Source organism: Caenimonas aquaedulcis, assembly GCF_015831345.1.
Taxonomy (GTDB): domain Bacteria; phylum Pseudomonadota; class Gammaproteobacteria; order Burkholderiales; family Burkholderiaceae_C; genus Ramlibacter; species Ramlibacter aquaedulcis.
The window spans coordinates 4,363,393-4,382,047 of the sequence record NZ_JADWYS010000001.1; the positions used below are offsets into that span (position 1 = coordinate 4,363,393).

The following is an 18,655-nucleotide window of genomic DNA, read 5'->3' on the forward strand; positions in this document are numbered from 1 at the left end:
ATGGAAATCAGGGGAGTCTCCAAGACTTTCCGTGCGCGCGGCGGCGAGACGGTCGCCCTCGAACCCTGCGACCTGTCGATCGCCAAGGGCGAGTTCGTCACCGTCGTCGGCCCGTCGGGCTGCGGCAAGTCCACGCTCATGATGATCGCCGCGGGGCTCGAGGCCCCGAGCAGCGGGGAAGTGCTGGTCGACGGCCGGCCCGCCGGCCCGGCGGGCCCGCGCCGCAGCGTCGTGTTCCAGCGCTTCGCCCTGTTTCCCTCGGAGACGGTCGCGCAGAACATCGGCTTCGGCCTGCGCGTGGCCGGTTTGCCGCGCGAGGAGTGCGAACAGCGCATCGCCGAGCAGCTGGAACTCATGGGGTTGAAGCAGTTCCGGGACGCCTACCCGCACGAGCTGTCCGGCGGTATGCAGCAGCGCGTGGCGATCGCGCGCGCGCTCGCGGTGCGCCCGGAGATCCTGCTCATGGACGAGCCTTTCGGCGCGCTCGATGCGCAGACGCGCACCGTGCTGCAGGAGGAGGTTTCGCGACTGCAGCGCGAGCTGCACTACACGGTGCTCTTCATCACGCACAGCGTGGAAGAGGCGGTGTACCTGAGCGACCGCGTCATCGTGATGTCGCGCGGGCCGGGGCGAATCCTGCGGGAGATCGCCGTACCACGCGATGCCGCCTGGCGGGGCGTCGACATCGAACAAGCCGGGGACGACCCCGCTTTCATGCAGGCCAAGCGAGAGATCTGGGACCTGATTCGCGGACAGATTGTGCGTCACTAACGAAGGAGATAGCTCATGACGAAGTTGTTGAAACTGATGGCCACCGTCACCGTGGCCGCCGCGGGCATCACCGTGGGCGCCTGGCCCGCGGATGCGCTGGCGCAGGGCGGCGCGCCGGTCAAGATGGTGTTGATCAGCCAGTCGAACGAGGCGGGCTTCCCGATGTGGCTCGCCAAGAAGCTGAACTACTTTTCGGGCAACGGCATCGACGCCACGATCAAGTACTTCCCGAACGGCGGCGCGGCGCTCGCGTCGGGCGCGGCAGGCGACTGGCAGGGCGGCTGGATCGGCTCGCCGCCCGCGATCACCGGCTACGCGAAGTTCGGCCTCACGCCCGTGGGCACGATGATGAAGGAAGACCGCAACATCAAGCTCATCATGCGCAAGGATGCGCTCAAGGGCTCCAGCCCCGCGCAGGTACTTGTCACCAAGCAGATCGGCTCGGTCCCCAACAGCACCTGGAGCCAGGTGCTCTATGCCTGCGCGAAGCACTTCAAGGTCGACCCGGGCAAGATGAAGGTCGTGCCGCTGGAGCCCCCGGTCACGCGGCAGTCGCTGCGCTCGGGCGAGATCGCCGCGGGCACCACCGATTCGTCGCCCGACATCGACCTCGTCAACGACAAGGAGAACTTCGAGGTGGTGTGCGACGGCGCGGTGGCAGGCACTTCCGTCGTCGACCCGTGGATCGTCACGAAGAAATTCGCGACGGAGAACCCGGCCGCCGCGGCCGCATTCGTCGAGGCGGGCTTCCGCGCGAGCGAGCTGATCATGAAGGACCGCGAGAAGGCCGTGGCCTACCTGCTGGAGTTCTACAAGGATGTCGGCATCGACGGCGACGAGAAGAAGGCGCGCTACACGCTCGGCTACCGCGACTACCAGACGCTCGACCAGGCGCTGGCCGATGCCCGCTCCGGCGCGAGCGAGAAGGCCCTCACGGAAACGGCGCAGGTCTTCGTGGCCGGCGGCGCCTACGACAAGGTGCCGGACCTGAAGAGCGCCATCGGCTCGGGCCTGCCCATCCTCGAGGCCGCGAAGAAGCTGCGCAAGTGATCGGTCGCCTCCGGGAGCAGTGCCATGACTGAAAGCATGAAGGGAAAGGTGGCGGCCATCACAGGCGCCGCCTCCGGCATCGGCCTGGCGTGCGCGCGGGCGCTGCTGGCCGAGGGCGCGACGGTGGTCCTGGTCGACAGGGCCCGGGAGCGCCTGGAGCAGCTGTGCGCCGAGCTGGGGCCGCAGGCGCGGCCGCTGGTGGTCGACCTGCTGCAGCCGGCGCAGGTGTCCGCGATGCTGCCGGGCATCCTCGACTCCGCCGGCCGGCTCGACATCTTCCACGCGAACGCGGGCTCTTACGTCGGCGGCCAGGTGGCCGAGGGCAACCCGGACGACTGGGACCGCATGCTGAACCTGAACGTGAACGCGGCCTTCCGCTCCGTGCACGCCGTGCTGCCGCACCTCGTCGCGCAGAAGTCCGGCGACATCCTCTTCACCAGCTCGGTCGCGGGCGTGGTGCCGGTGGTGTGGGAGCCGATCTACACGGCGTCGAAGTTCGCGGTGCAGGCCTTCGTGCACACCACGCGGCGGCAGGTCGCCAAACATGGCGTGCGCGTCGGCGCGGTGCTGCCGGGCCCGGTCGTCACCGCGCTGCTGGACGACTGGCCCAAGGCGAAGATGGAGGAGGCACTCGCGTCCGGCAGCCTGATGCAGCCGCAGGAAGTCGCCGACGCGGTGGTCTTCATGCTGACGCGGCCGCGGAACGTGACGATCCGCGACCTCGTGATCCTTCCCAACAACGTCGATCTCTGATGGCGGCGAAGTACGTCATCGGCGTGGATGTCGGCACCGGCAGCGCGCGCGCCGGCATCTTCGATGCGGCGGGCCGCATGCTGGCATCGGCGAAGCAGGACTTCGCGCTGTTCCACGCGCCGGGTGCCATCGTCGAGCAGTCGAGCAGCGAGATCTGGGCGGCGGTGTGCACGGCGGTGAAGCTGTCGCGCGAGGAGGCGGGAGTCGGCGCAGGCGATGTCGCGGGCATCGGCTTCGACGCGACCTGTTCCCTCGTCGTGCTGGGGGAGGGCGGGGAGCCGCTCGCGGTCGGTCCGTCGGAGGATCCCGCGCGCGACATCATCGTCTGGATGGACCACCGCGCCGTCGCGCAGGCGGAGCGCATCAATGCCATGGGCCACGACGTGCTCAGGTACGTGGGCGGCCGCATTTCCCCGGAGATGGAAACGCCGAAGCTGCTCTGGCTGCTGGAGAACCGCCCCGCGCAGTTCCGTGCGGCGTGGCAGTTCTTCGACCTGGCGGATTTCCTCACCTGGCGCGCGACCGGCGACCTCGCGCGCTCCACTTGCACCGTCACCTGCAAATGGACCTACCTCGCGCACGAGCGCCGCTGGGACGACAGCTACTTCCGCGCGATCGGGCTGGGCGTGCTGGCGGACGAGGGCTTCGCGCGGATCGGGCGCAACGTCGTCGACCCGGGCTCGCCGGTGGGCGCGGGCCTGACAGCGAAGGCCGCGTCGGAGCTGGGCCTGCGCGCGGGCACACCCGTGAGCGCGGGCATGATCGACGCGCATGCCGGCGGCATCGGCACCGTCGGCGCGGACGGTGACGCGCAGGCCTGCCTCGCCTATGTCTTCGGAACTTCGTCGTGCACCATGACGACGACCGCCGAGCCGGTGTTCGTGCCCGGCGTGTGGGGGCCCTACTACTCGGCCATGGTGCCCGCCATGTGGCTCAACGAAGGCGGCCAGTCCGCCGCCGGGGCGGCGATGGAGCAGTTGCTCGCGATGCATCCCGCGGCGGCCGAGGGCGCGCGGCGCGCGGCGGCCGAAGGGCAGTCCTTGCCGGCGCTGCTCTCCACGCTCGCGGCGCGCAAGGTGCCGTCGCTGTCGCAAGCGGCGCAGCTCTCGAACGGATTGCACGTCGTTCCCGAATTCCTGGGCAACCGCGCGCCCTTCGCCGACCCGCATGCGCGTGCGCTGATCGCCGGGCTCGGCATGGAGAACGACCTGGACAGCCTGGTCGCCCTGTACGTCGCAGGCATCTGCGGCATCGGCTACGGCCTGAGGCAGATCATCGACACGCAGGCCGCCGCCGGTGCGCCTATTGCGCGCGTGGTCATCAGCGGCGGCGCGGGACGCGACGATCTCGTGCGGCAGCTGCTGGCGGATGTCACCGGCAAACCGGTGCTCGCCACGCAAGCGCAGGAGCCCGTGCTGCTGGGCGCCGCGATGCTAGGCGCCGTGGCGGGGGGCTTGTGCGCGGACGTGCAGGAGGCGATGTCCGGCATGTCGCACATCGGGAAGACCTACACGCCGGCCGGAGGCGACATCGCCGCGCTGCACGATGCGCGCTACGACGCATTCCGGCGGTTGCAGGACGTCGGGCGGGCGATCCGCTGAGCCCTTGCAGGCGGCAAGCCGCCGGTCAGGCCTTCCGGCGCGCCGCCAGTGCGAGGTCGGGCCTGTCCGTGGTGATCTGCCGGATCGGCATGCCGATCCACTGCGCGATCTCGTCGGGCTCGTTGAGCACCCACGCCCCCAGCCGCTCGCTGCCTAAGGCGTTGGAACACGCATCCCAGGTCGCCGCAAGCAGGGTCTTTTGCACGGCGACGATGCAGCCGGGGATTGCCGCGTAGCGCGCCAGCGCCTTCGTGATGCCTCCGAGCATTTCCGCCGAGCGATGGTCGAGCGACGCGAGCACGCGTCCCTGCGGCCATTCCTGGAGCACCTGCTCCAGCACCTCGGGCACGAAGCAGGTGAGGATGCTGCGGTCCGCGACGCCGGCGCCGTGCAGCTTCTTCACGAGCCGCGCGATGGCGCCCGGCGGCAGTTCGCCGGCGGCATTCGTCTTGATCTCCACATGCAGCTCCATGCCGGTGGGCCGGAACAGCGCGAGCACGTCGTCGAGCGACGGCACGCATTCGCCCGCCGGGCCGCCGCGCTCGCCCTGGCCGGCGCGCAAGGGCGTGGCCAGCACCTGCGCCGCCGGCAGGTCGCGGATCGCGCCGCTGCCCTCGGTGGTGCGGTCCATGAGCGGATCGTGGATCACGACGGCGGTGCCGTCGCGCGTCTCGTGCACGTCGAATTCGACGGCCTCGACGCCGAGCGCCGCCAGTTCCCGGAATCCGGACAGGCTGTTTTCAGGCCAGAGATTGCGCGCGCCGCGGTGCCCGACGATGATCATTGCAGGGGTCTCCCATGGGTCATTTGCTGCTGTCCACCAGGCCCTTCACGAACGACCGCTGCAGCACCGCCACGACGATGACCGGCGGCAGCAGCGTGAGCAGGGCCGCGCACATGGCGACGTTCCACGCGGGCAGCGAGTCGGCCTTCGGCACGAGCTTGGTGAGGCCGATCACGGCGGTGGCCATGTCGGCGTCGGTCGTGAAGAGCAGCGGCCAGAGGTACTGGTTCCAGCCGTAGAGGAACAGGATGATCGCGAGCGCGGCGATGTTGGAGCGTGAGAGCGGCAGCAGGATCGTCCAGAAAAAGCGCATCGGCGACGCGCCGTCCAGGCGCGCGGCCTCGCACAGTTCTTCCGGCACGGTGAGGAAGAACTGGCGGAAGAGGAAGGTGGCCGAGGCGGATGCGATCAGCGGCAGGATGAGCCCGGGATAGGTGTTGACCATGTTCCATTCGAGGGCGATCTCGACCTGGTGCCCGGTGAGCGCGCGCCAGCCGTCGGCGACGTGCAGCAGCTCGGCCAGCCATTGCAAGGGCAGTGCAGCGTTGGCCACGGATTCGTAGGTCGGCGAGATGCGCACCTCGATGGGCAGCATGAGCGAGACGAAGATCAGCCAGAACGCTGTCATCCGGAAGGGGAAGCGAAAGTAGGTGATCGCGAACGCCGAGAGCAGCGAGACCGCGATCTTCCCGACCGTGATGCCCACGGCGACGATGAAGGAATTGAGGAAGAGCCGATTGAAGTGCGCGCTCTGCCAGGCCGTGCGTGCGTTGTCGAGGAAGTGCCCGGCGGGCACCCAGGGCAGCGGCACTTCCTGCACCTGGTCCAGCGTGAGCGAGCCGGCGACGAACGCCAGGTACAGCGGCAGGACGACCATCGCCACGCCGCCGAGGAGGATCGCGTGGCAAGCTGCGTTGAGCAGGGGCGTGCGTTCGACCATGTGCGTCAGGAATCGTAGTTGACGTTGCGCTCGACGTAGCGGAACTGCAGCAGGGTCATCACCAGCGCGAACGCCATGAGGATCACCGACTGAGCGGCGGAGGAGCCGAGGTCGAGGTTCACGAAGCCGTCGGTGAACACCTTGTAGACCATCACGTTGGTGGCGCCCGCCGGCCCGCCGCGCGTGACGGCGTGGATGATCGCGAAGACCTCGAAGAAGCCGTAGACGAAGTTCATCACCGCCAGGAAGAAGAGCGTCGGGCCGAGCAGGGGCAGCCCGATCGTGAAGAACCGGCGCAAGGGCCGTGCGCCGTCCACGGCCGCCGCTTCCATCAGCGACGACGGGATGGCGAGCAGGCCGGCGAGCAGGAAGATGTAGTCGTAGCAGATGTGCTTCCACGAGGCGGCGAGCACGACCAGCACCATCGCGTCCGTGCCGTTGCGGTTGGGGTCCCACGCCACGCCCGCGCCCCGCAGCAGCTGTGCGAGCGGGCCGACCGCAGGGTTGAAGAGGAAGGCCCAGAGGATGCCTGCGATCACGGGCGCGATCGCGTACGGCAGCAGGATGATCGACTTGTACAGGCCCTTGCCGCGGATCACGCGGTCCGACGCGAACGCGAGCACCAGCGCGGCCGCGATGGTGAGCGCGTTCTGGGCGAGCGTGAAGACGACGGTCACCTGCACCGATTCCCGGTAGACCTCGCTCGCGAGCAGCTGGCGGAAGTTGTCGAAGCCGACGAACTGGACGCTGTTGCCGAAGGGGTCGGACAGCAGGAACGCCTGCGTCAGCGCGCGCAGCGAGGGGATGAAGAAGAACAGCAGCAGGATCGTGAGCTGGGGCAGCAGCAGCAGGACCGGCAGGCGCACCTTGTCGAAGTGCGCCCGCTTCAGCCCGTTGTCGTTGCCCGCGTTCATGCCCGCCGCCATCGCGCCACGTCCTTCAATACTTGCCCTTGTTGAGCTTTTCGAACTGCCTCAGCACCTCGTTGCCGCGCTGCACGGCCGAGTCCATCGCGGCCTGCGGCTGCTTCTTGCCCGCGAAGACCGCGTCGACTTCCTCGCGCTGCGCGAACATGGTCTGGGTGAAGTTGCCGAAATGAAAGCCCAATGAATTTTCAGTCGGCGTGCCGCGGCCCAGCTGCAGGATGGCGATCTCGCGCGTCGGGTGGTCCTTGTAGTAGCCCTCCATCTTCGCGATCTGGTAGGCCTTGTCGGTCAGCGGGACGTAGCCCGTGACCTTGTGCCACCACACCTGCGTGTCGGGCTTCGCCAGGAAGTCCAGGAAGGCGGCCGTCGCCTCGTATTCCGCCGGCTTCGAGCCCTTGAGCACCCAGATCGAGGCGCCGCCGATCGTGCTGTTCTTCGGCGTCTTGCCCTGCTCCCAGGGCAGGTAGGTCGCGCTCCAGTCGATCTTGGCGAGCCGCTCGATGTTGCCGTGCGCGGCCGTCGACGCGAGGAGGGTGGAGCACCGGCCGGACGCGAAGAGCTGCTCGGGGTTGGCGCCCTGGCCGGCGATTTCCATCACGCCGTCGTCCAGCCACTTCTTCATGCGCCCCACCTGCTGCACGACCATCGTCTTGTTGTAGACGAATTCCGTGTCCAGCCCCTTGTAGCCGTTGGCCTTGGTGGCGTAGGGCAGGTCGTTGATCGCGCTGTAGTTCTCCAGGTAGCTCCAGTGGTAGTCCCCCGGCAACACCGTGCCGCAGGCGGAGATGCCTTTCTGCTTGATCGTGTAGAGCTGCTTTTCCAGCTCGCCCCAGGTCTGCGCCGGCTTGGCGAAGCCGGCCTTCTCGAAGTGCGTCTTGTTGTACCAGAGGATGGGCGACGAGGAGTTGAAAGGCATGGCCTGCAGCTTGCCCTTGTAGCTGTAGAAGCCCGCGACCGGCCCGACGAAGTCCTTCCAGTCGATCTGGTAGTGGCGCTGCGTCATGAAGTCCTGCACCGGCAGGACGGCGTCCGACAGCATCATCGTCATGAAGCCGCGCTCGTAGATTTGCACCATCTGCGGCGCGCGCTTCGCGCGGTAGGCCGCGATCGTGCCGTTGATCACGTCGTCGTAGTTGCCCTTGTAGGTCGCCACCACCACGTACTTCTGCTGCGAGGCGTTGAACTTCTTCACCAGTTCATCCACGCGCTCGCCGAGCGTGCCGCTCATGGCGTGCCACCACTGCACCTGCACCGGCTCGGCCCGGGCTGCCTGGGTGCCCGCGACGAGCGCGGCTGCGATCGCTGTGAATGCGAGTCTGCGCCTGAGAATGTTCATGTCGTGTCTCCTTCGATGGGTTCGGGGTGCATGGGAACGGGTTCGTTTGTCGCGCGCGCGGCGCCCTGGCGGCCCCAGAAGCCGTCAGGCGCAAAAAGGTCGGCCACGGCCTGGTCGAGCCAGCCGAGGTCTTCCAGCAGGTCGAGCAAGGTGTAGCGCCGCCGGATCAGGCGCGCGCGCCGGTAGTCGGCGGCAAGGGTCTGCAGGGAAATGCCCAGATCGGCCGGGTGCGCCGCCGCGCCGATCTCCCGCAGGTGGCGCTGCATGGCGCTCGCGCCGATGAGGCGTGCGCCGAGCGTGGCGCGCAGCGCGGGCCAGGCCTCGGCGAAGCGCGCCACGCGTTTCGCGCGGTCGCCTGTTGCCCGCTTGGCCTTCATTTCTTCGCGTGCGGCGGACGCGACATCGGCTGCCCCGAAGGCGTCGCCGATCTCGGCGGAGAGCGCCGCGTCGTCGTACGCGCCGGGCGCGCGCGCCTGTTGCACCGCGGCCGCGGGCCGGGCCAGCAGCCACTCGTACAAGCCGAGCATCGCCACGCAGCCCACGCCGACGCACGCACCATGCGCCGCGGGTTCGCCGCCGACCTGCAGGTTCTCCATCTCCCAGAGGTGGGAGAACTGGTGGTCGCTGCCGCTCGCGGGCCGGGAATTGCCGTGCGCCTGCATCGCGAAGCCGCTGACGAGCAGGCCGGTGAGCAGACCGCCGAGCGCATCGGGGTCCCGTGCGGCCAGGCGCGGCGCATCGGCGATCCATCCGGCGAGGTGGTCCTGCACCAGCGCGAAGGGCCCGGGGTTGATGACTTCCACCTGCAGCGCATCGGCGAGCAGCCAGTCGGCGCCCGCGACGGCCTTGCCCGCGAGGTCGCCGTAGCCCCAGCCCGTCATCTGCGCCGGGGCATTCGCCAGCACGTCCAGGTCCGCCAGCACGGCCACCGGCGGTGGGCAGGCCAGCGTCCGCTTGAAGCCGTCCTGCAGGAGCGCGGCCCCCGAAGCCGCATAGCCATCCATGGAGGCGGCGGTGGCCATGCAGATGTAGGGACGGTTCGTCAGTCGGGCGGCGTACTTGACGAGGTCGTTGACGACACCGGAGCCCACGGCCACCGGCACCGCGTCCGCTTCGGTCAGCTGCCGTGCGATGTCATGCGCGGCGTCGGCGCGGGGCTTCAGCCGCTGCTGGCCCGGCAACACGAGCGCAGGCGCGATGAGCGCACCGGCGCCCGCAAGGGCCGTGTGCGCGGCATGGCCGGCGGCGCGCCAGGTGCGCTCGTCGGCCACCACCATCCAGCGGGCGCCGGTGACGCGGCGCGCCGCGACGAGCGGCAGCGCCGCGGCCGCGCCGCGCTCGATCACCACGTCACGGGTGACCGCTGCATCGCGCAGCGCTGCCTGCAAAACCGGTGTCAACTGCGCCATTGAACAAGTGTATCGCCGACAAAACGTTTGTCCAGCGCGTTACCATGAGGGCAAATACCGAGAGGAAAGGGCGCGGATGGAAGAAGACGATCAGGTCGTCGTGCGCGCTGCGTGGCTCTACTACATGGAAGGGCTCACGCAGGACCGCGTCGCGGAGCAACTCGGGCTCACGCGCCTTCGCGTGAACCGGTTGCTGGGGGAAGCGCGCGCGAGCGGACTGGTGGGCATCACCATCAATTCGCGCCTGGCGTGTTGCCTGCAGCTGGAGGGCGACTTGAAGCGCATCTGCGGCCTGCAGGACGCCGCCATCGTCCCGACGCCGCAGGACCCGGCGCTGATCCCCGCGCTGCTGGGCCGCGCCGCGGGCGAATTCCTGTCGCGCCACCTCGAGACGCGGCGCGTGCAGGGCATCGGCGTCGGCTGGGGCGCGACGCTGCGCGAGGCGATCCGCTTCGTCAAGCCCGGGCAGTGGCCCGGCATCAACGTGAATTCGATGATGGGCGGCCTCACGCGCGGGCTGGAGATCAACACCTTCGAGACGGCCGCCGCGCTGGCCGCGCGCCTGGGCGCGCGTTGCAGCTACCTGGCCGCGCCGCTCTACGCGGGCTCGCAGAAGTCGCGCGACACGCTGGTCTCCCAGGATGTCTTTCGCGAGTCCTTCGCCGAGATGGCGGCCAACGACGTGGCGCTGCTGAGCGTGGGCGACATCAGCGAGCGGTCGCTGCTGGTGCGCTACGGCCTGCCGAAGGACGTGACCATCGCGAGCCTGAAGCGCGCGAACGCGGTGGGGGACATCGTGGGACAGTTCCTCGACGCCACGGGCAAGCCGGTGGCGCACCCGCTCAACAAGCGCGCCATCTCTCCCGCGCTCGACGTGCTCGCGAAGATCCCGACGGTCGTCGTGGCCTCCGGCGGGCCGAACAAGGCGGCCATCATCGCCGCGGTGCTGCGTGCCGGCCTGGTCAAGGTGCTGGTGTGCGATGAAGACACCGCCGCGCAGGCGCTGCGCCTCTATGCGAAGGCCTGAGCGCTACAGCTTCTCCAGCATGATGTCTTCCGCGAAGCCGCCCTCGCGCACGAGCCGGGCCATGGCCTTCATCGGCGCGTCGATGTGCTGGAAGAAGGCCTTGTAGCCGGCGCACAGGTAATTCAGGCCCGGTTCGCCATCGGGCGTGTCGATGAAGCGATTGCGCGGGCATTCGCCGTAGCAGGCGAACTGCACCGGGCACTCTTTGCAGTACCGGGGCAGCGTGTCCGACTTCGCGTTGCCGAAGCGCCGCTGCTGCTCCGAGTCCACGAGGGCGCGCAGCGGCGTGTCCTTCACGTTGCCCAGCTTGTAGCCCGGCTCGATGTAGTGGTCGCAGGAGTAGACGTCGCCGTTGTGCTCCATCGCGAGCGCATCCCCGCAGGTGGGTGAGACGACACAGGACGTGTGCTCCCCCAGCCAGCTGCCGAGCGCGACGTCGAAGGTCGTCACGAACACCCTGCCGACGTCGCGCCGGATCCATTCGTCGAACACCGCGACGAGGAAGCGGCCGAACGCGTCGGCCGACACCGTGCGATCGGTCACCAGCGAGCCTTCCTGCCGGTACAGCGGGCGGTCCTTGCCGCGATTGCCGCCCCAGCCGCCGTTGGCGAAGGAGATCGTCTGCTCGGTGGCGCGCTCCACGATCGGGATCAGCTGGATGTACCGCGCCTGCAGCTCGTCGCGGAAGAACCGGTACACCTCCAGCGGATGGTCCTGGTTCGCGGCGTGGAGCGTGCACAGCACGTTGGTGTCGACGCCATGGCGGCGCAGTAGGTTCCAGCCGCGGACGACGTCGTCGAAGCTGCCCGCGCCCTGCTTGTCGATGCGGTAGGCGTCGTGCATCTCGCGCGGCCCGTCGATGCTCAGGCCGACGAGGAAATCGTGCTGCCTGAAGAAGGCCGCCCACTCGTCATCGATCAGCGTGCCGTTGGTCTGCATCGTGTGCAGGATGCGCTGGTGGGGTTGCCGGTGTTTCTCCGCCAGCCCGACCGCGCGGCGGTAGAAGTCCAGCCCGCGCAGCATCGGTTCGCCGCCCTGCCAGGCGACGTTCACTTGCGCGCCGGGGGAAGACTGCACCAACCCGCGCAGGTAAGCGTCCAGCACCGCGTCGTCCATGAGGGGGCTCTCGCGCTCGGCGTACAGGTTTTCCTTGGAGAGGAAAAAGCAGTACTTGCAGCCGAGGTTGCAGGCCGCGCCCGCGGGTTTGGCCAACAGGTGGAAGGGGGACTGCGTCGCTTGCATCCCCCTATTGTCAGGGCTTGCGGGTGGCGTAATGCTCGTCGAGCAGTTCCTGCAGGAAGTCGCGCGTGATGGGTTGCGCCGGAATCGACTGGCGGAAGATCCGCGCCTCTTCCCTCGTCACGCTGTCCAGGGGCGCGTACGTGGGCGAGCGCCCGCCGCCGCCGGCTGTCGGGCGCCCGGCGACTTCGGGCTTGTCGTTTCGCTTGTGTTCTTGCGTCTCCATGCGGACAGGGTCACCTGCCGCATGGGACGCGCGTGTAGGCCGTTCGCGCGTGTTGGGCGTCGGCGCCGTCGCGCAGCCTACATCCGCGGCTCGCCGCGTTCGTTCACGACGACGCGGTCGGTGGCAGGTGGCGCGGCCATTTGCACGGTGCGGGGCGAGCCGCGGAAGTTGTAGGTGACTTCGTAATGGTCGGGCCTGCCTTGCACGGTGGTGCAGCGCTGGATGGTCTGCGGCGGCGGTCCCACCTGGTAGCCGAGCACGCCCGCGATCAGCGCCGCGGCCGGGTCCACGGGTGCCGGTGCGGCCTGGCGGTCGACCCAGCAGCGCTGGTTCGGCGGGCCCATGATGGCGCGCACCGACGTCACCGGCACTTCGCTCGTGCGCTCGCCGCCGCGGCGGCGGAACTTGTAGTCCTCGCCCGCGGCCGCCTGCGGCTCGTTGTCGTAACGGCGTCCCTCGCTCGCCTTGCGGATGGAGGAGATGTTCTCGTCCAGGCCCGTTCCGCGCAGGGTGGGGTAGTTGCCTTTGCGCAGCACGGCGCAGCGGCCTTCGAAGCGCGGCTGCGGGCACACTTCCCAGCGCCCGCGCTCGACCACGATCGAGCTCGCCTTGTTGCCCAGGCCGCGGCGGTCGAGGTTGCGCATGTCCTTGTCGACGACGACGGAGCGGCCGCGAAAGCCCTCGCCCTCGTACAGCACGACCTGGGCCATGGCCTGCGAGCCGAGCACGAGGGCGCACGCGGCGAAGGCCGTCTTGGTGATCATTTTCATGGTGTCTCCTGTTGAAGCCCGCCAGGGGCGGGCAGATCGCAGCATGGCCCGGGCCACGGATGAGCCATGTAGTCCTTTACCGCTGAGCTGCGTCGGCAGCGATCACTGGAAACTGCCCATCCGGAGGCCCCGGCGGGGGACTATATTCGGTGGCATGCCTACCGCTGACCTTCCCGCCCCCGCCTTCCTGCGCGAAGGGGGAGCCATGGGCGCCCTGATCCAGGCCTTCGACTGGTCGGGCAGCGCGCTCGGGGCGCCGGCGGACTGGCCGCAATCGCTGAAAACCGCCGTGGGCCTCGCGCTGCGCGCGCAGCAGCCGATGTTCATCGGCTGGGGGCCCGGCCTCGTGTCCCTCTACAACGACGGCTATATCTCCATCCTCGGCGCCAAGCATCCCCGGGCGCTCGGCCAACCGATGTCCGAAGTCTGGGGCGAAATCTGGGACGAGCTGCGCCCGCTCAACGAGGCCGTCATGCGCGGCGAGTCGCGCTCCTTCCAGGACCAGCCCTTCCACCTGGCCGGGCGCGACATCGAGGGCCCCAGCTACTTCAGCTTCACCTATACGCCGCTGCTGGACGACGGCGGCGAGGTCGCGGGCATCTTCTGCGCCGCGATCGAGACCACGAGCGCGGTGCGGCTCGCGCAGGAGGCCGATGCGGTCCGCGTCGCACAGCAGGCGCTGCAGGCCAGCGAGGAGCGGCTTCGCCTGGCCACCGACGCCGCGGAGATCGCGTTCTGGGACGTGGACGTGCTGAACGGCACGCTGATCTGGCAGCCGCGTCTGCGCGAGATGTTCGGCTTCTCCGACGACGCGCCCCTCACGCTGGACGACTTCAGCACCGGGCTGCACCCGGAGGACCGCGAGGCCGTCATGGCGGCCTTCGCCGCCGCGTGCGACCCGAGGCGCCGCGCGCTCTACAACGTCGAGTTCCGCACGGTCGGCCGCGACGACGGCGGGCGCGTGCGCTGGGTGGCCGCCAAGGGCCGCGGCCTGTTCGATGCCTCGGGCGCCTGCGTGCGCGCCAACGGCACGGCCATCGACATCACCGCCCGCAAGGCCTCGGAGCAGGCGATGGAAGTGGCGCTGGAAGCCAGCCGCACCGGCACCTTCCACTGGGACATCCAGGAAAACCGGCTGTGGTGGGATGCCGCGCTCGACCGGCTCTTCGGGTTGCGGCCCGGCGAGGGGGTGCGCAGCCTCGAGCAATTCATCGCGCTGGTGCACCCGGACGACCGCGCCGAAGTGATCCGCCGCTGCGAACGCTGCCGCGATTTCGCCGACGATTTCGAGATGGAGTTCCGTGTCGTGTATCCGGACGGGTCGATCCACTGGCTCTACGACCGCGGCCGCACCTTCCTCGATGCGGCGGGCCGGGCCAAGACCATGACGGGCGCCTGCGTGGACATCACCGACCTGTGGCAGGCGCGCGAGGCGCTGCGCCGCTCGGACCGGCAGAAGGACGACTTCCTCGCGACCCTCGCGCACGAGCTGCGCAATCCGCTGGCGCCGCTGCGCACGGGCCTGCACGTGCTGCGGCGCGCGGCGGACGCGTCCGGCGAGGCGAAGAAGGTGCACGCGATCATGGAGCGCCAGCTCGACCACATGGTGCGGCTCGTCGACGACCTGCTGGACATCGCGCGCATCAGCCAGGGCAAGATCGCGCTGCGCCATGAGCCCGTTGCGCTGCACACCGTCCTGGAGCAGGCCCTGGACGTCAGCCGGCCGCTGATGGAGGCGCAGGGGCACACGCTGGAGTGGGAGGGCGCGGACCCGCATTGGCAAGTGGTGGGCGACGCGACGCGGCTGGTGCAGGTGGTGGGGAACCTGCTGAACAACGCGGCCAAGTACACGCCTTCGGGCGGCCGCGTGACCTTGCACGCGGCCGAAGACGGCGAGATGCTGCGCATCGACGTGCAGGACACCGGCATCGGCATCCCGCCGGCGATGCTGGACCGCGTGTTCGACCGGTTCGCCCAGGTGCAGCAGCACCTCGAACGCGCGCAGGGCGGGCTCGGTATCGGGTTGAGCGTCGTGAAGAGCCTGGTGGAGATGCACGGCGGCCGCGTGGCGGCGCACAGCGCGGGGCCCGGCGAAGGCAGCCGCTTCATCGTCTGGCTGCCGCGCGCGCAGGGCCCGCAGGCGGATGCCGCGGCAGGCGAGGCCATCGCGCCGATCGTGCCCCTGCACCGCAAGGTGCTGGTCGTCGACGACAACCGCGACGCCGCGGCGACGCTCGCGATGGTCCTGAAGCTGGGCGGCCACGACGTGGTGGTGGCGCACGACGGGCCGGCGGCGCTGGAGCTCGCGTCGCGGCATGAACCCTCGGTCATCTTCCTCGACATCGGGATGCCGGGCATGAACGGATTCGAGACCGCCGGCAGGCTGCGCCAGCTGCCCGGCGGCGGCGCGCGCACCCTGGTGGCACTGACCGGCTGGGGCAGCGACGGCGACAGAGCGAGAAGCCTGTCGGCAGGCTTCGACGTGCACATGACCAAACCGGTGGAAATCCGTGCCGTCGAGAACCTGCTGGCGGGCCTGCCATGAGTTCCTTCTTCCGCCGCCTGCGTCACAAGGGGCTGCACCGCCCGCGCCTGCTCGCCGCGGCGGCGCTGGGCGTGCTCGCCTTCTTCCTGCTGCCCGGCGCTTGGAGCTTCACCTCGCGCGTGCTGGTGGCCTGGAACATCGGCGTCTGGCCCTACCTGGCCACCATGGCCTGGCTGATGCTGCATTGCACGGCAGAAGGCGTGCGCGGGATCGCGAAGCAGGAAGACGCGAGCAGCGTCGGGCTCATGTTGCTCATGAGCATCGCCGCCATCCTGAGCCTCGCGGCGATCATGGTGGAACTCGCCCACGGACGGGACAACGGGGAGCAGCCGGTGTTCGTGTATTCCATCACCGTGTTGACGGTCGTGGGTTCCTGGCTGCTGCTGGGCGCGCTCTACACCTTCCACTATGCGCACCTGTATTACTCGTCGCCCTCGCACCGGCTGCCGCTCGCGTTCCCCGATGCGCTGAAGACGCCGTCCTACCAGGACTTCATGTATTTCGCCTTCACCATCGCGGCGGCCGTTCAGACGGCGGACGTCGCAGTGCACACGACACGCATGCGCATGACGGTGCTCGGGCAGTCGGTGCTGAGTTTCTTCTTCAACCTTGCGATCCTGGGCTTCCTCATCAACATCGCAGCGAGCATGGCGGGCGGGGGAAAGTGAGCGGGCCCCACTGCTCAGCTTGACTTTGCTCCATTCAGGCATACAGTCGAGTTCTACCCGCATCGCTTTTCTTGTGCCTCTGGCGATGGCTACGGACCTGTGTTGCACCCGCGCCGAGGTGCAGCATGACTCCCCAGATTTCTTCGAACAGGCCCATACGGGTGGGCATCGTGGACGACCACGCAATCACGCGTTACGCGCTGACCCGCCAGATCCGCGCGCAGGAGCACCTGGTGCTTGCCGGGGAAGCAGGCAACGGCAACGAGGCCCTGGAGATGGTTCGGCGGGGCGGCATGGACGTCATGCTGCTCGACCTCATGATGCCGGGCGCCGGCGCGCTGGACGTGCTGCACAGGATCAAGGCGCGCGCGCCGGATCTCGGCATCATCGTGTTCACGAACTACCCGCCCGATCGCTACGCCGTGAATGCGCTGCGCCTGGGTGCGAACGCCTATCTCGGCAAGCAGTGCGAGCCCGGGGAAATCATCAAGGCGATCGGCATGACCGCCAAGGGCGAGCGCTACCTCACACCCGATGTCGGCGAACTGCTGGCCCGGGCGGTCGGCGGCCCGGCGGGCGAGCCGCATGAGCAGCTGACGCAACGCGAGTTCCAGTTGCTGCTGCACTTCGCCAAGGGCGAGTCGTCCGCGGAGATCGCGCAGTCACTCTCGCTCAGCCCGAAGACGGTAAGCACCTATCGCAGCGTGCTGCTCAAGAAGATGGCCGCGAAAAGCAACAGCGAGCTCACGCACTACGCGGTGGCCAAGGGCCTGCTCGACTGAGCTGCCCACCAGAACAACTGACGGAGATTTATGCGCCTATCCCGGTTTCTCACTGACCACGCGGAGGACATCCTGCGGGAGTGGGACGCCTTCGCCGCCACCGTCACGCACGAGGGCAAGGCCCTGGACAAGAAGGCGCTGCGCGACCACGCCGCTGAAATTCTGAGCGTGATCGCCAAGGACCTCGCGACGCCGCAGTCGGCGGGCGAGCAGGAGGCGAAGTCCAAGGGCCGGGCCGAGCACGCCCCCGGGCGCAGCGCCGCGGAAACGCATGCCGACTTCCGCATGATGGCAGGCTTCGCGGTCGACGCAATGATCACCGAGTACCGTGCGCTGCGCGCGAGCGTGCTCAAACTGTGGACCGCGGACGGCGGCGGCTCGACACCGGACGACCTGCGGGACCTCACGCGCTTCAACGAGGCGATCGACCAGTCGATCGCCGAATCGGTGGGCCGCTACATGCGCCAGACCAAGAAGTCCACCGACCTGTTCCTGGGGATCCTCGGCCACGACATCCGCAATCCGCTGGGCACCATCATGATGTCGGTGGAGGTCCTGATCCGCTCGGGCCAGGTCAGCGCGAAAGCCGCATCGCCTATCCTGAACAGCGCCGTGCGCATCAACAGCATCATCGAGCAGGTGGTCGACTTCACGCGGGCGCAGGCCGACGGCGTGATGCCGGTGGAGCGCACGCCGGGCAACCTCGCCGACCAGCTCTTCAAGGTGGTGCAGGAAACCCAGGTGCGCTTCCCCTCGCGGACGTTGCAGCTGCGCAGCGCGGGCAACTTCGACGGCAGCTGGGACGAGGGGCGGATCGGTCAGCTCCTGTCCAACCTGCTGGGCAACGCGTTCCTCTACGGGGCGCGCGACGGCACGGTGACGGTGGACCTGTCGTCGACGCACAAGGAGGTGATGTTCTCCGTGCACAACGAAGGCAGGCCGATCCCCCAGGACGACCTGGTGAGGATCTTCGAGCCGATGACGCGGGGCTCGCAGAGCGAATACGGGGGTGAGCGGCGCGAACCTTCCGGACTGGGGCTCGGCCTCTACATCTGCCGCGAAATCGTGCTGGCGCACGGGGGCACGATGCAGGTGGAGTCCACCGAAGACGAGGGCACGACCTTCCTGGTCACCATGCCCCGCTTCGCGGTCCTCGCGGAAAGCTGACGCCGCCCCCCGGCAGGAGGGCGGCGCTGAAGACGCTTACTTGCCGTCGTGGTCCGAGTCGCCGGGGATGGCGCGTTCGGTCGAGTCCTTCACCCGGTTCCAGGCGTCGCGCGCCGCGGGGCGGGCGTGTTCCCATTCCAGCGACGAGTTGCCGCGCGCGCGGCCCCAGTCGCGGCCCAGCTCGGGCTCGATTTCATCGAAGGAACGCGAGGGGTTGTTGTTGAACGAATCGACACCTGCGCGGTACGCCGGCTGGTAGTCGTCGAAGCCGACGTCCTTGCGTGCGTAAGGGCGGCTCGCGTGGTTGTCGCGCCAGTAGCTGTCCTCGATGGCCGGGTCCGCGGACTTGCGGCCCATCACCGCGCCGGCGACCGCGCCGACCGCCGCGCCGATCACGGCACCCACGGGACCCGTCACGCCGCCTGCGAGGGCGCCCGCCGTCGCGCCGCCCGCCACTCCGCCTAGGGCGGCTCCGCCGAGCGCACCGACGCCGGTGCCGGTGGCCTTCTTGCCCATGTTGTCGTTGTCTTTATCCATTTGTCGATCTCCTTGTTGCGAAGACCACAGGCTAGGCGCGCGTTCGCGCGGGGCGGCTAGGAAAGGGCGCAGCGCGGGCAGGCCCGCACGCTGACATCGGCGTCGTCCGAAGCAGACACAGCGG

General features: G+C 68.9%; 18 protein-coding genes. 9 read left to right on the forward strand and 9 right to left on the reverse strand.

Annotation, left to right across the window (positions count from 1 at the left end):
* Genes I5803_RS21120 through I5803_RS21135 form a run of 4 tightly spaced genes read left to right on the forward strand, consistent with a single transcriptional unit; the run spans position 1 to position 4,175 of the window.
* Positions 1 to 771: an ABC transporter ATP-binding protein gene (locus tag I5803_RS21120; RefSeq protein WP_231402490.1), complete on the forward strand. Its 771-nt coding sequence runs from the start codon at positions 1 to 3 to the stop codon at positions 769 to 771.
* A 15-nt stretch (positions 772 to 786) separates the two neighbouring features.
* Positions 787 to 1,821: an ABC transporter substrate-binding protein gene (locus tag I5803_RS21125; protein WP_196988278.1), complete on the forward strand. Its 1,035-nt coding sequence runs from the start codon at positions 787 to 789 to the stop codon at positions 1,819 to 1,821.
* A 24-nt stretch (positions 1,822 to 1,845) separates the two neighbouring features.
* On the forward strand, positions 1,846 to 2,574 hold the full coding sequence (locus I5803_RS21130) for an SDR family oxidoreductase (RefSeq protein ID WP_196988279.1): 729 nt from the start codon (positions 1,846 to 1,848) through the stop codon (positions 2,572 to 2,574).
* Complete coding sequence (locus I5803_RS21135) at positions 2,574 to 4,175, forward strand: FGGY-family carbohydrate kinase (protein ID WP_196988280.1); 1,602 nt, start codon at positions 2,574 to 2,576, stop codon at positions 4,173 to 4,175. The genes I5803_RS21130 and I5803_RS21135 overlap by 1 nt, the downstream gene beginning before the upstream one ends.
* Positions 4,176 to 4,200: 25 nt before the next feature.
* Here the strand turns inward: I5803_RS21135 and I5803_RS21140 are convergent, their stop codons facing one another.
* The 5 genes from I5803_RS21140 to I5803_RS21160 are packed head-to-tail and all read right to left on the reverse strand — an operon-like array spanning position 4,201 to position 9,570.
* Positions 4,201 to 4,959 carry a glycerophosphodiester phosphodiesterase family protein gene (locus tag I5803_RS21140; protein ID WP_196988281.1) on the reverse strand — a complete coding sequence of 253 codons (759 nt, stop codon included), beginning with the start codon at positions 4,957 to 4,959 and terminating at the stop codon, positions 4,201 to 4,203.
* Between the two features lie 19 nt (positions 4,960 to 4,978).
* Positions 4,979 to 5,899 carry an ABC transporter permease subunit gene (locus I5803_RS21145; protein WP_196988282.1) on the reverse strand — a complete coding sequence of 307 codons (921 nt, stop codon included), beginning with the start codon at positions 5,897 to 5,899 and terminating at the stop codon, positions 4,979 to 4,981.
* 5 nt (positions 5,900 to 5,904) lie between these two features.
* Complete coding sequence (locus I5803_RS21150) at positions 5,905 to 6,813, reverse strand: ABC transporter permease subunit (RefSeq protein WP_196988283.1); 909 nt, start codon at positions 6,811 to 6,813, stop codon at positions 5,905 to 5,907.
* Between the two features lie 25 nt (positions 6,814 to 6,838).
* Positions 6,839 to 8,161 carry an extracellular solute-binding protein gene (locus I5803_RS21155; protein WP_196988284.1) on the reverse strand — a complete coding sequence of 441 codons (1,323 nt, stop codon included), beginning with the start codon at positions 8,159 to 8,161 and terminating at the stop codon, positions 6,839 to 6,841.
* Positions 8,158 to 9,570 carry an iron-containing alcohol dehydrogenase gene (locus I5803_RS21160; protein ID WP_196988285.1) on the reverse strand — a complete coding sequence of 471 codons (1,413 nt, stop codon included), beginning with the start codon at positions 9,568 to 9,570 and terminating at the stop codon, positions 8,158 to 8,160. Before I5803_RS21160 ends, I5803_RS21155 begins: the two co-directional genes overlap by 4 nt.
* Positions 9,571 to 9,646: 76 nt before the next feature.
* On the opposite strand from I5803_RS21160, the gene I5803_RS21165 reads away from it, so the two are divergent.
* Positions 9,647 to 10,597 (forward strand): sugar-binding transcriptional regulator, encoded by a 951-nt coding sequence (locus I5803_RS21165; protein WP_196988286.1) that lies wholly within the window; start codon positions 9,647 to 9,649, stop codon positions 10,595 to 10,597.
* A gap of 3 nt (positions 10,598 to 10,600) precedes the next feature.
* Here the strand turns inward: I5803_RS21165 and I5803_RS21170 are convergent, their stop codons facing one another.
* The 3 genes from I5803_RS21170 to I5803_RS21180 form a co-directional block, all read right to left on the reverse strand.
* Entirely contained in the window at positions 10,601 to 11,839 is a 1,239-nt protein-coding gene (locus I5803_RS21170) for an anaerobic sulfatase maturase (RefSeq protein ID WP_196988287.1), read from the reverse strand.
* 10 nt (positions 11,840 to 11,849) lie between these two features.
* Positions 11,850 to 12,062, reverse strand: coding sequence for a hypothetical protein (locus tag I5803_RS21175; RefSeq protein WP_196988288.1), 213 nt, complete (start codon positions 12,060 to 12,062; stop codon positions 11,850 to 11,852).
* Positions 12,063 to 12,139: 77 nt separating this feature from the next.
* Positions 12,140 to 12,832 (reverse strand): beta/gamma-crystallin, encoded by a 693-nt coding sequence (locus I5803_RS21180; protein WP_196988289.1) that lies wholly within the window; start codon positions 12,830 to 12,832, stop codon positions 12,140 to 12,142.
* 154 nt (positions 12,833 to 12,986) lie between these two features.
* On the opposite strand from I5803_RS21180, the gene I5803_RS21185 reads away from it, so the two are divergent.
* The 4 genes from I5803_RS21185 to I5803_RS21200 all read left to right on the forward strand — a co-directional run bounded on the left by I5803_RS21185 (position 12,987) and on the right by I5803_RS21200 (position 17,994).
* Positions 12,987 to 15,377: a hybrid sensor histidine kinase/response regulator gene (locus tag I5803_RS21185; protein ID WP_196988290.1), complete on the forward strand. Its 2,391-nt coding sequence runs from the start codon at positions 12,987 to 12,989 to the stop codon at positions 15,375 to 15,377.
* Positions 15,374 to 16,045: a DUF1345 domain-containing protein gene (locus tag I5803_RS21190; RefSeq protein ID WP_196988291.1), complete on the forward strand. Its 672-nt coding sequence runs from the start codon at positions 15,374 to 15,376 to the stop codon at positions 16,043 to 16,045. Before I5803_RS21185 ends, I5803_RS21190 begins: the two co-directional genes overlap by 4 nt.
* A 125-nt stretch (positions 16,046 to 16,170) precedes the next feature.
* Positions 16,171 to 16,827 (forward strand): response regulator, encoded by a 657-nt coding sequence (locus tag I5803_RS21195; RefSeq protein WP_196988292.1) that lies wholly within the window; start codon positions 16,171 to 16,173, stop codon positions 16,825 to 16,827.
* 30 nt (positions 16,828 to 16,857) lie between these two features.
* The gene (locus I5803_RS21200; protein WP_196988293.1) at positions 16,858 to 17,994 is read left to right on the forward strand and encodes a sensor histidine kinase; all 1,137 of its coding nucleotides are present in this window, start codon (positions 16,858 to 16,860) and stop codon (positions 17,992 to 17,994) included.
* Positions 17,995 to 18,030: 36 nt separating this feature from the next.
* Here the strand turns inward: I5803_RS21200 and I5803_RS21205 are convergent, their stop codons facing one another.
* Positions 18,031 to 18,531, reverse strand: a complete 501-nt coding sequence (locus I5803_RS21205) for a hypothetical protein (RefSeq protein WP_196988294.1) — start codon at positions 18,529 to 18,531, stop codon at positions 18,031 to 18,033.
* Positions 18,532 to 18,655 lie beyond the last annotated feature (124 nt).

Coding starts and splice junctions, on each gene's coding strand:
- I5803_RS21170 (WP_196988287.1), bottom strand. CDS start 11,839: ATGCAAGCGACGCAGTCCCCCTTCCACCTGTTGGCCAAACCCGCGGGC.
- I5803_RS21165 (WP_196988286.1), top strand. CDS start 9,647: ATGGAAGAAGACGATCAGGTCGTCGTGCGCGCTGCGTGGCTCTACTAC.
- I5803_RS21145 (WP_196988282.1), bottom strand. CDS start 5,899: ATGGTCGAACGCACGCCCCTGCTCAACGCAGCTTGCCACGCGATCCTC.
- I5803_RS21185 (WP_196988290.1), top strand. CDS start 12,987: ATGCCTACCGCTGACCTTCCCGCCCCCGCCTTCCTGCGCGAAGGGGGA.
- I5803_RS21180 (WP_196988289.1), bottom strand. CDS start 12,832: ATGAAAATGATCACCAAGACGGCCTTCGCCGCGTGCGCCCTCGTGCTC.
- I5803_RS21160 (WP_196988285.1), bottom strand. CDS start 9,570: ATGGCGCAGTTGACACCGGTTTTGCAGGCAGCGCTGCGCGATGCAGCG.
- I5803_RS21175 (WP_196988288.1), bottom strand. CDS start 12,062: ATGGAGACGCAAGAACACAAGCGAAACGACAAGCCCGAAGTCGCCGGG.
- I5803_RS21120 (WP_231402490.1), top strand. CDS start 1: ATGGAAATCAGGGGAGTCTCCAAGACTTTCCGTGCGCGCGGCGGCGAG.
- I5803_RS21135 (WP_196988280.1), top strand. CDS start 2,574: ATGGCGGCGAAGTACGTCATCGGCGTGGATGTCGGCACCGGCAGCGCG.
- I5803_RS21130 (WP_196988279.1), top strand. CDS start 1,846: ATGACTGAAAGCATGAAGGGAAAGGTGGCGGCCATCACAGGCGCCGCC.
- I5803_RS21155 (WP_196988284.1), bottom strand. CDS start 8,161: ATGAACATTCTCAGGCGCAGACTCGCATTCACAGCGATCGCAGCCGCG.
- I5803_RS21190 (WP_196988291.1), top strand. CDS start 15,374: ATGAGTTCCTTCTTCCGCCGCCTGCGTCACAAGGGGCTGCACCGCCCG.
- I5803_RS21125 (WP_196988278.1), top strand. CDS start 787: ATGACGAAGTTGTTGAAACTGATGGCCACCGTCACCGTGGCCGCCGCG.
- I5803_RS21195 (WP_196988292.1), top strand. CDS start 16,171: ATGACTCCCCAGATTTCTTCGAACAGGCCCATACGGGTGGGCATCGTG.
- I5803_RS21200 (WP_196988293.1), top strand. CDS start 16,858: ATGCGCCTATCCCGGTTTCTCACTGACCACGCGGAGGACATCCTGCGG.
- I5803_RS21140 (WP_196988281.1), bottom strand. CDS start 4,959: ATGATCATCGTCGGGCACCGCGGCGCGCGCAATCTCTGGCCTGAAAAC.
- I5803_RS21205 (WP_196988294.1), bottom strand. CDS start 18,531: ATGGATAAAGACAACGACAACATGGGCAAGAAGGCCACCGGCACCGGC.
- I5803_RS21150 (WP_196988283.1), bottom strand. CDS start 6,813: ATGAACGCGGGCAACGACAACGGGCTGAAGCGGGCGCACTTCGACAAG.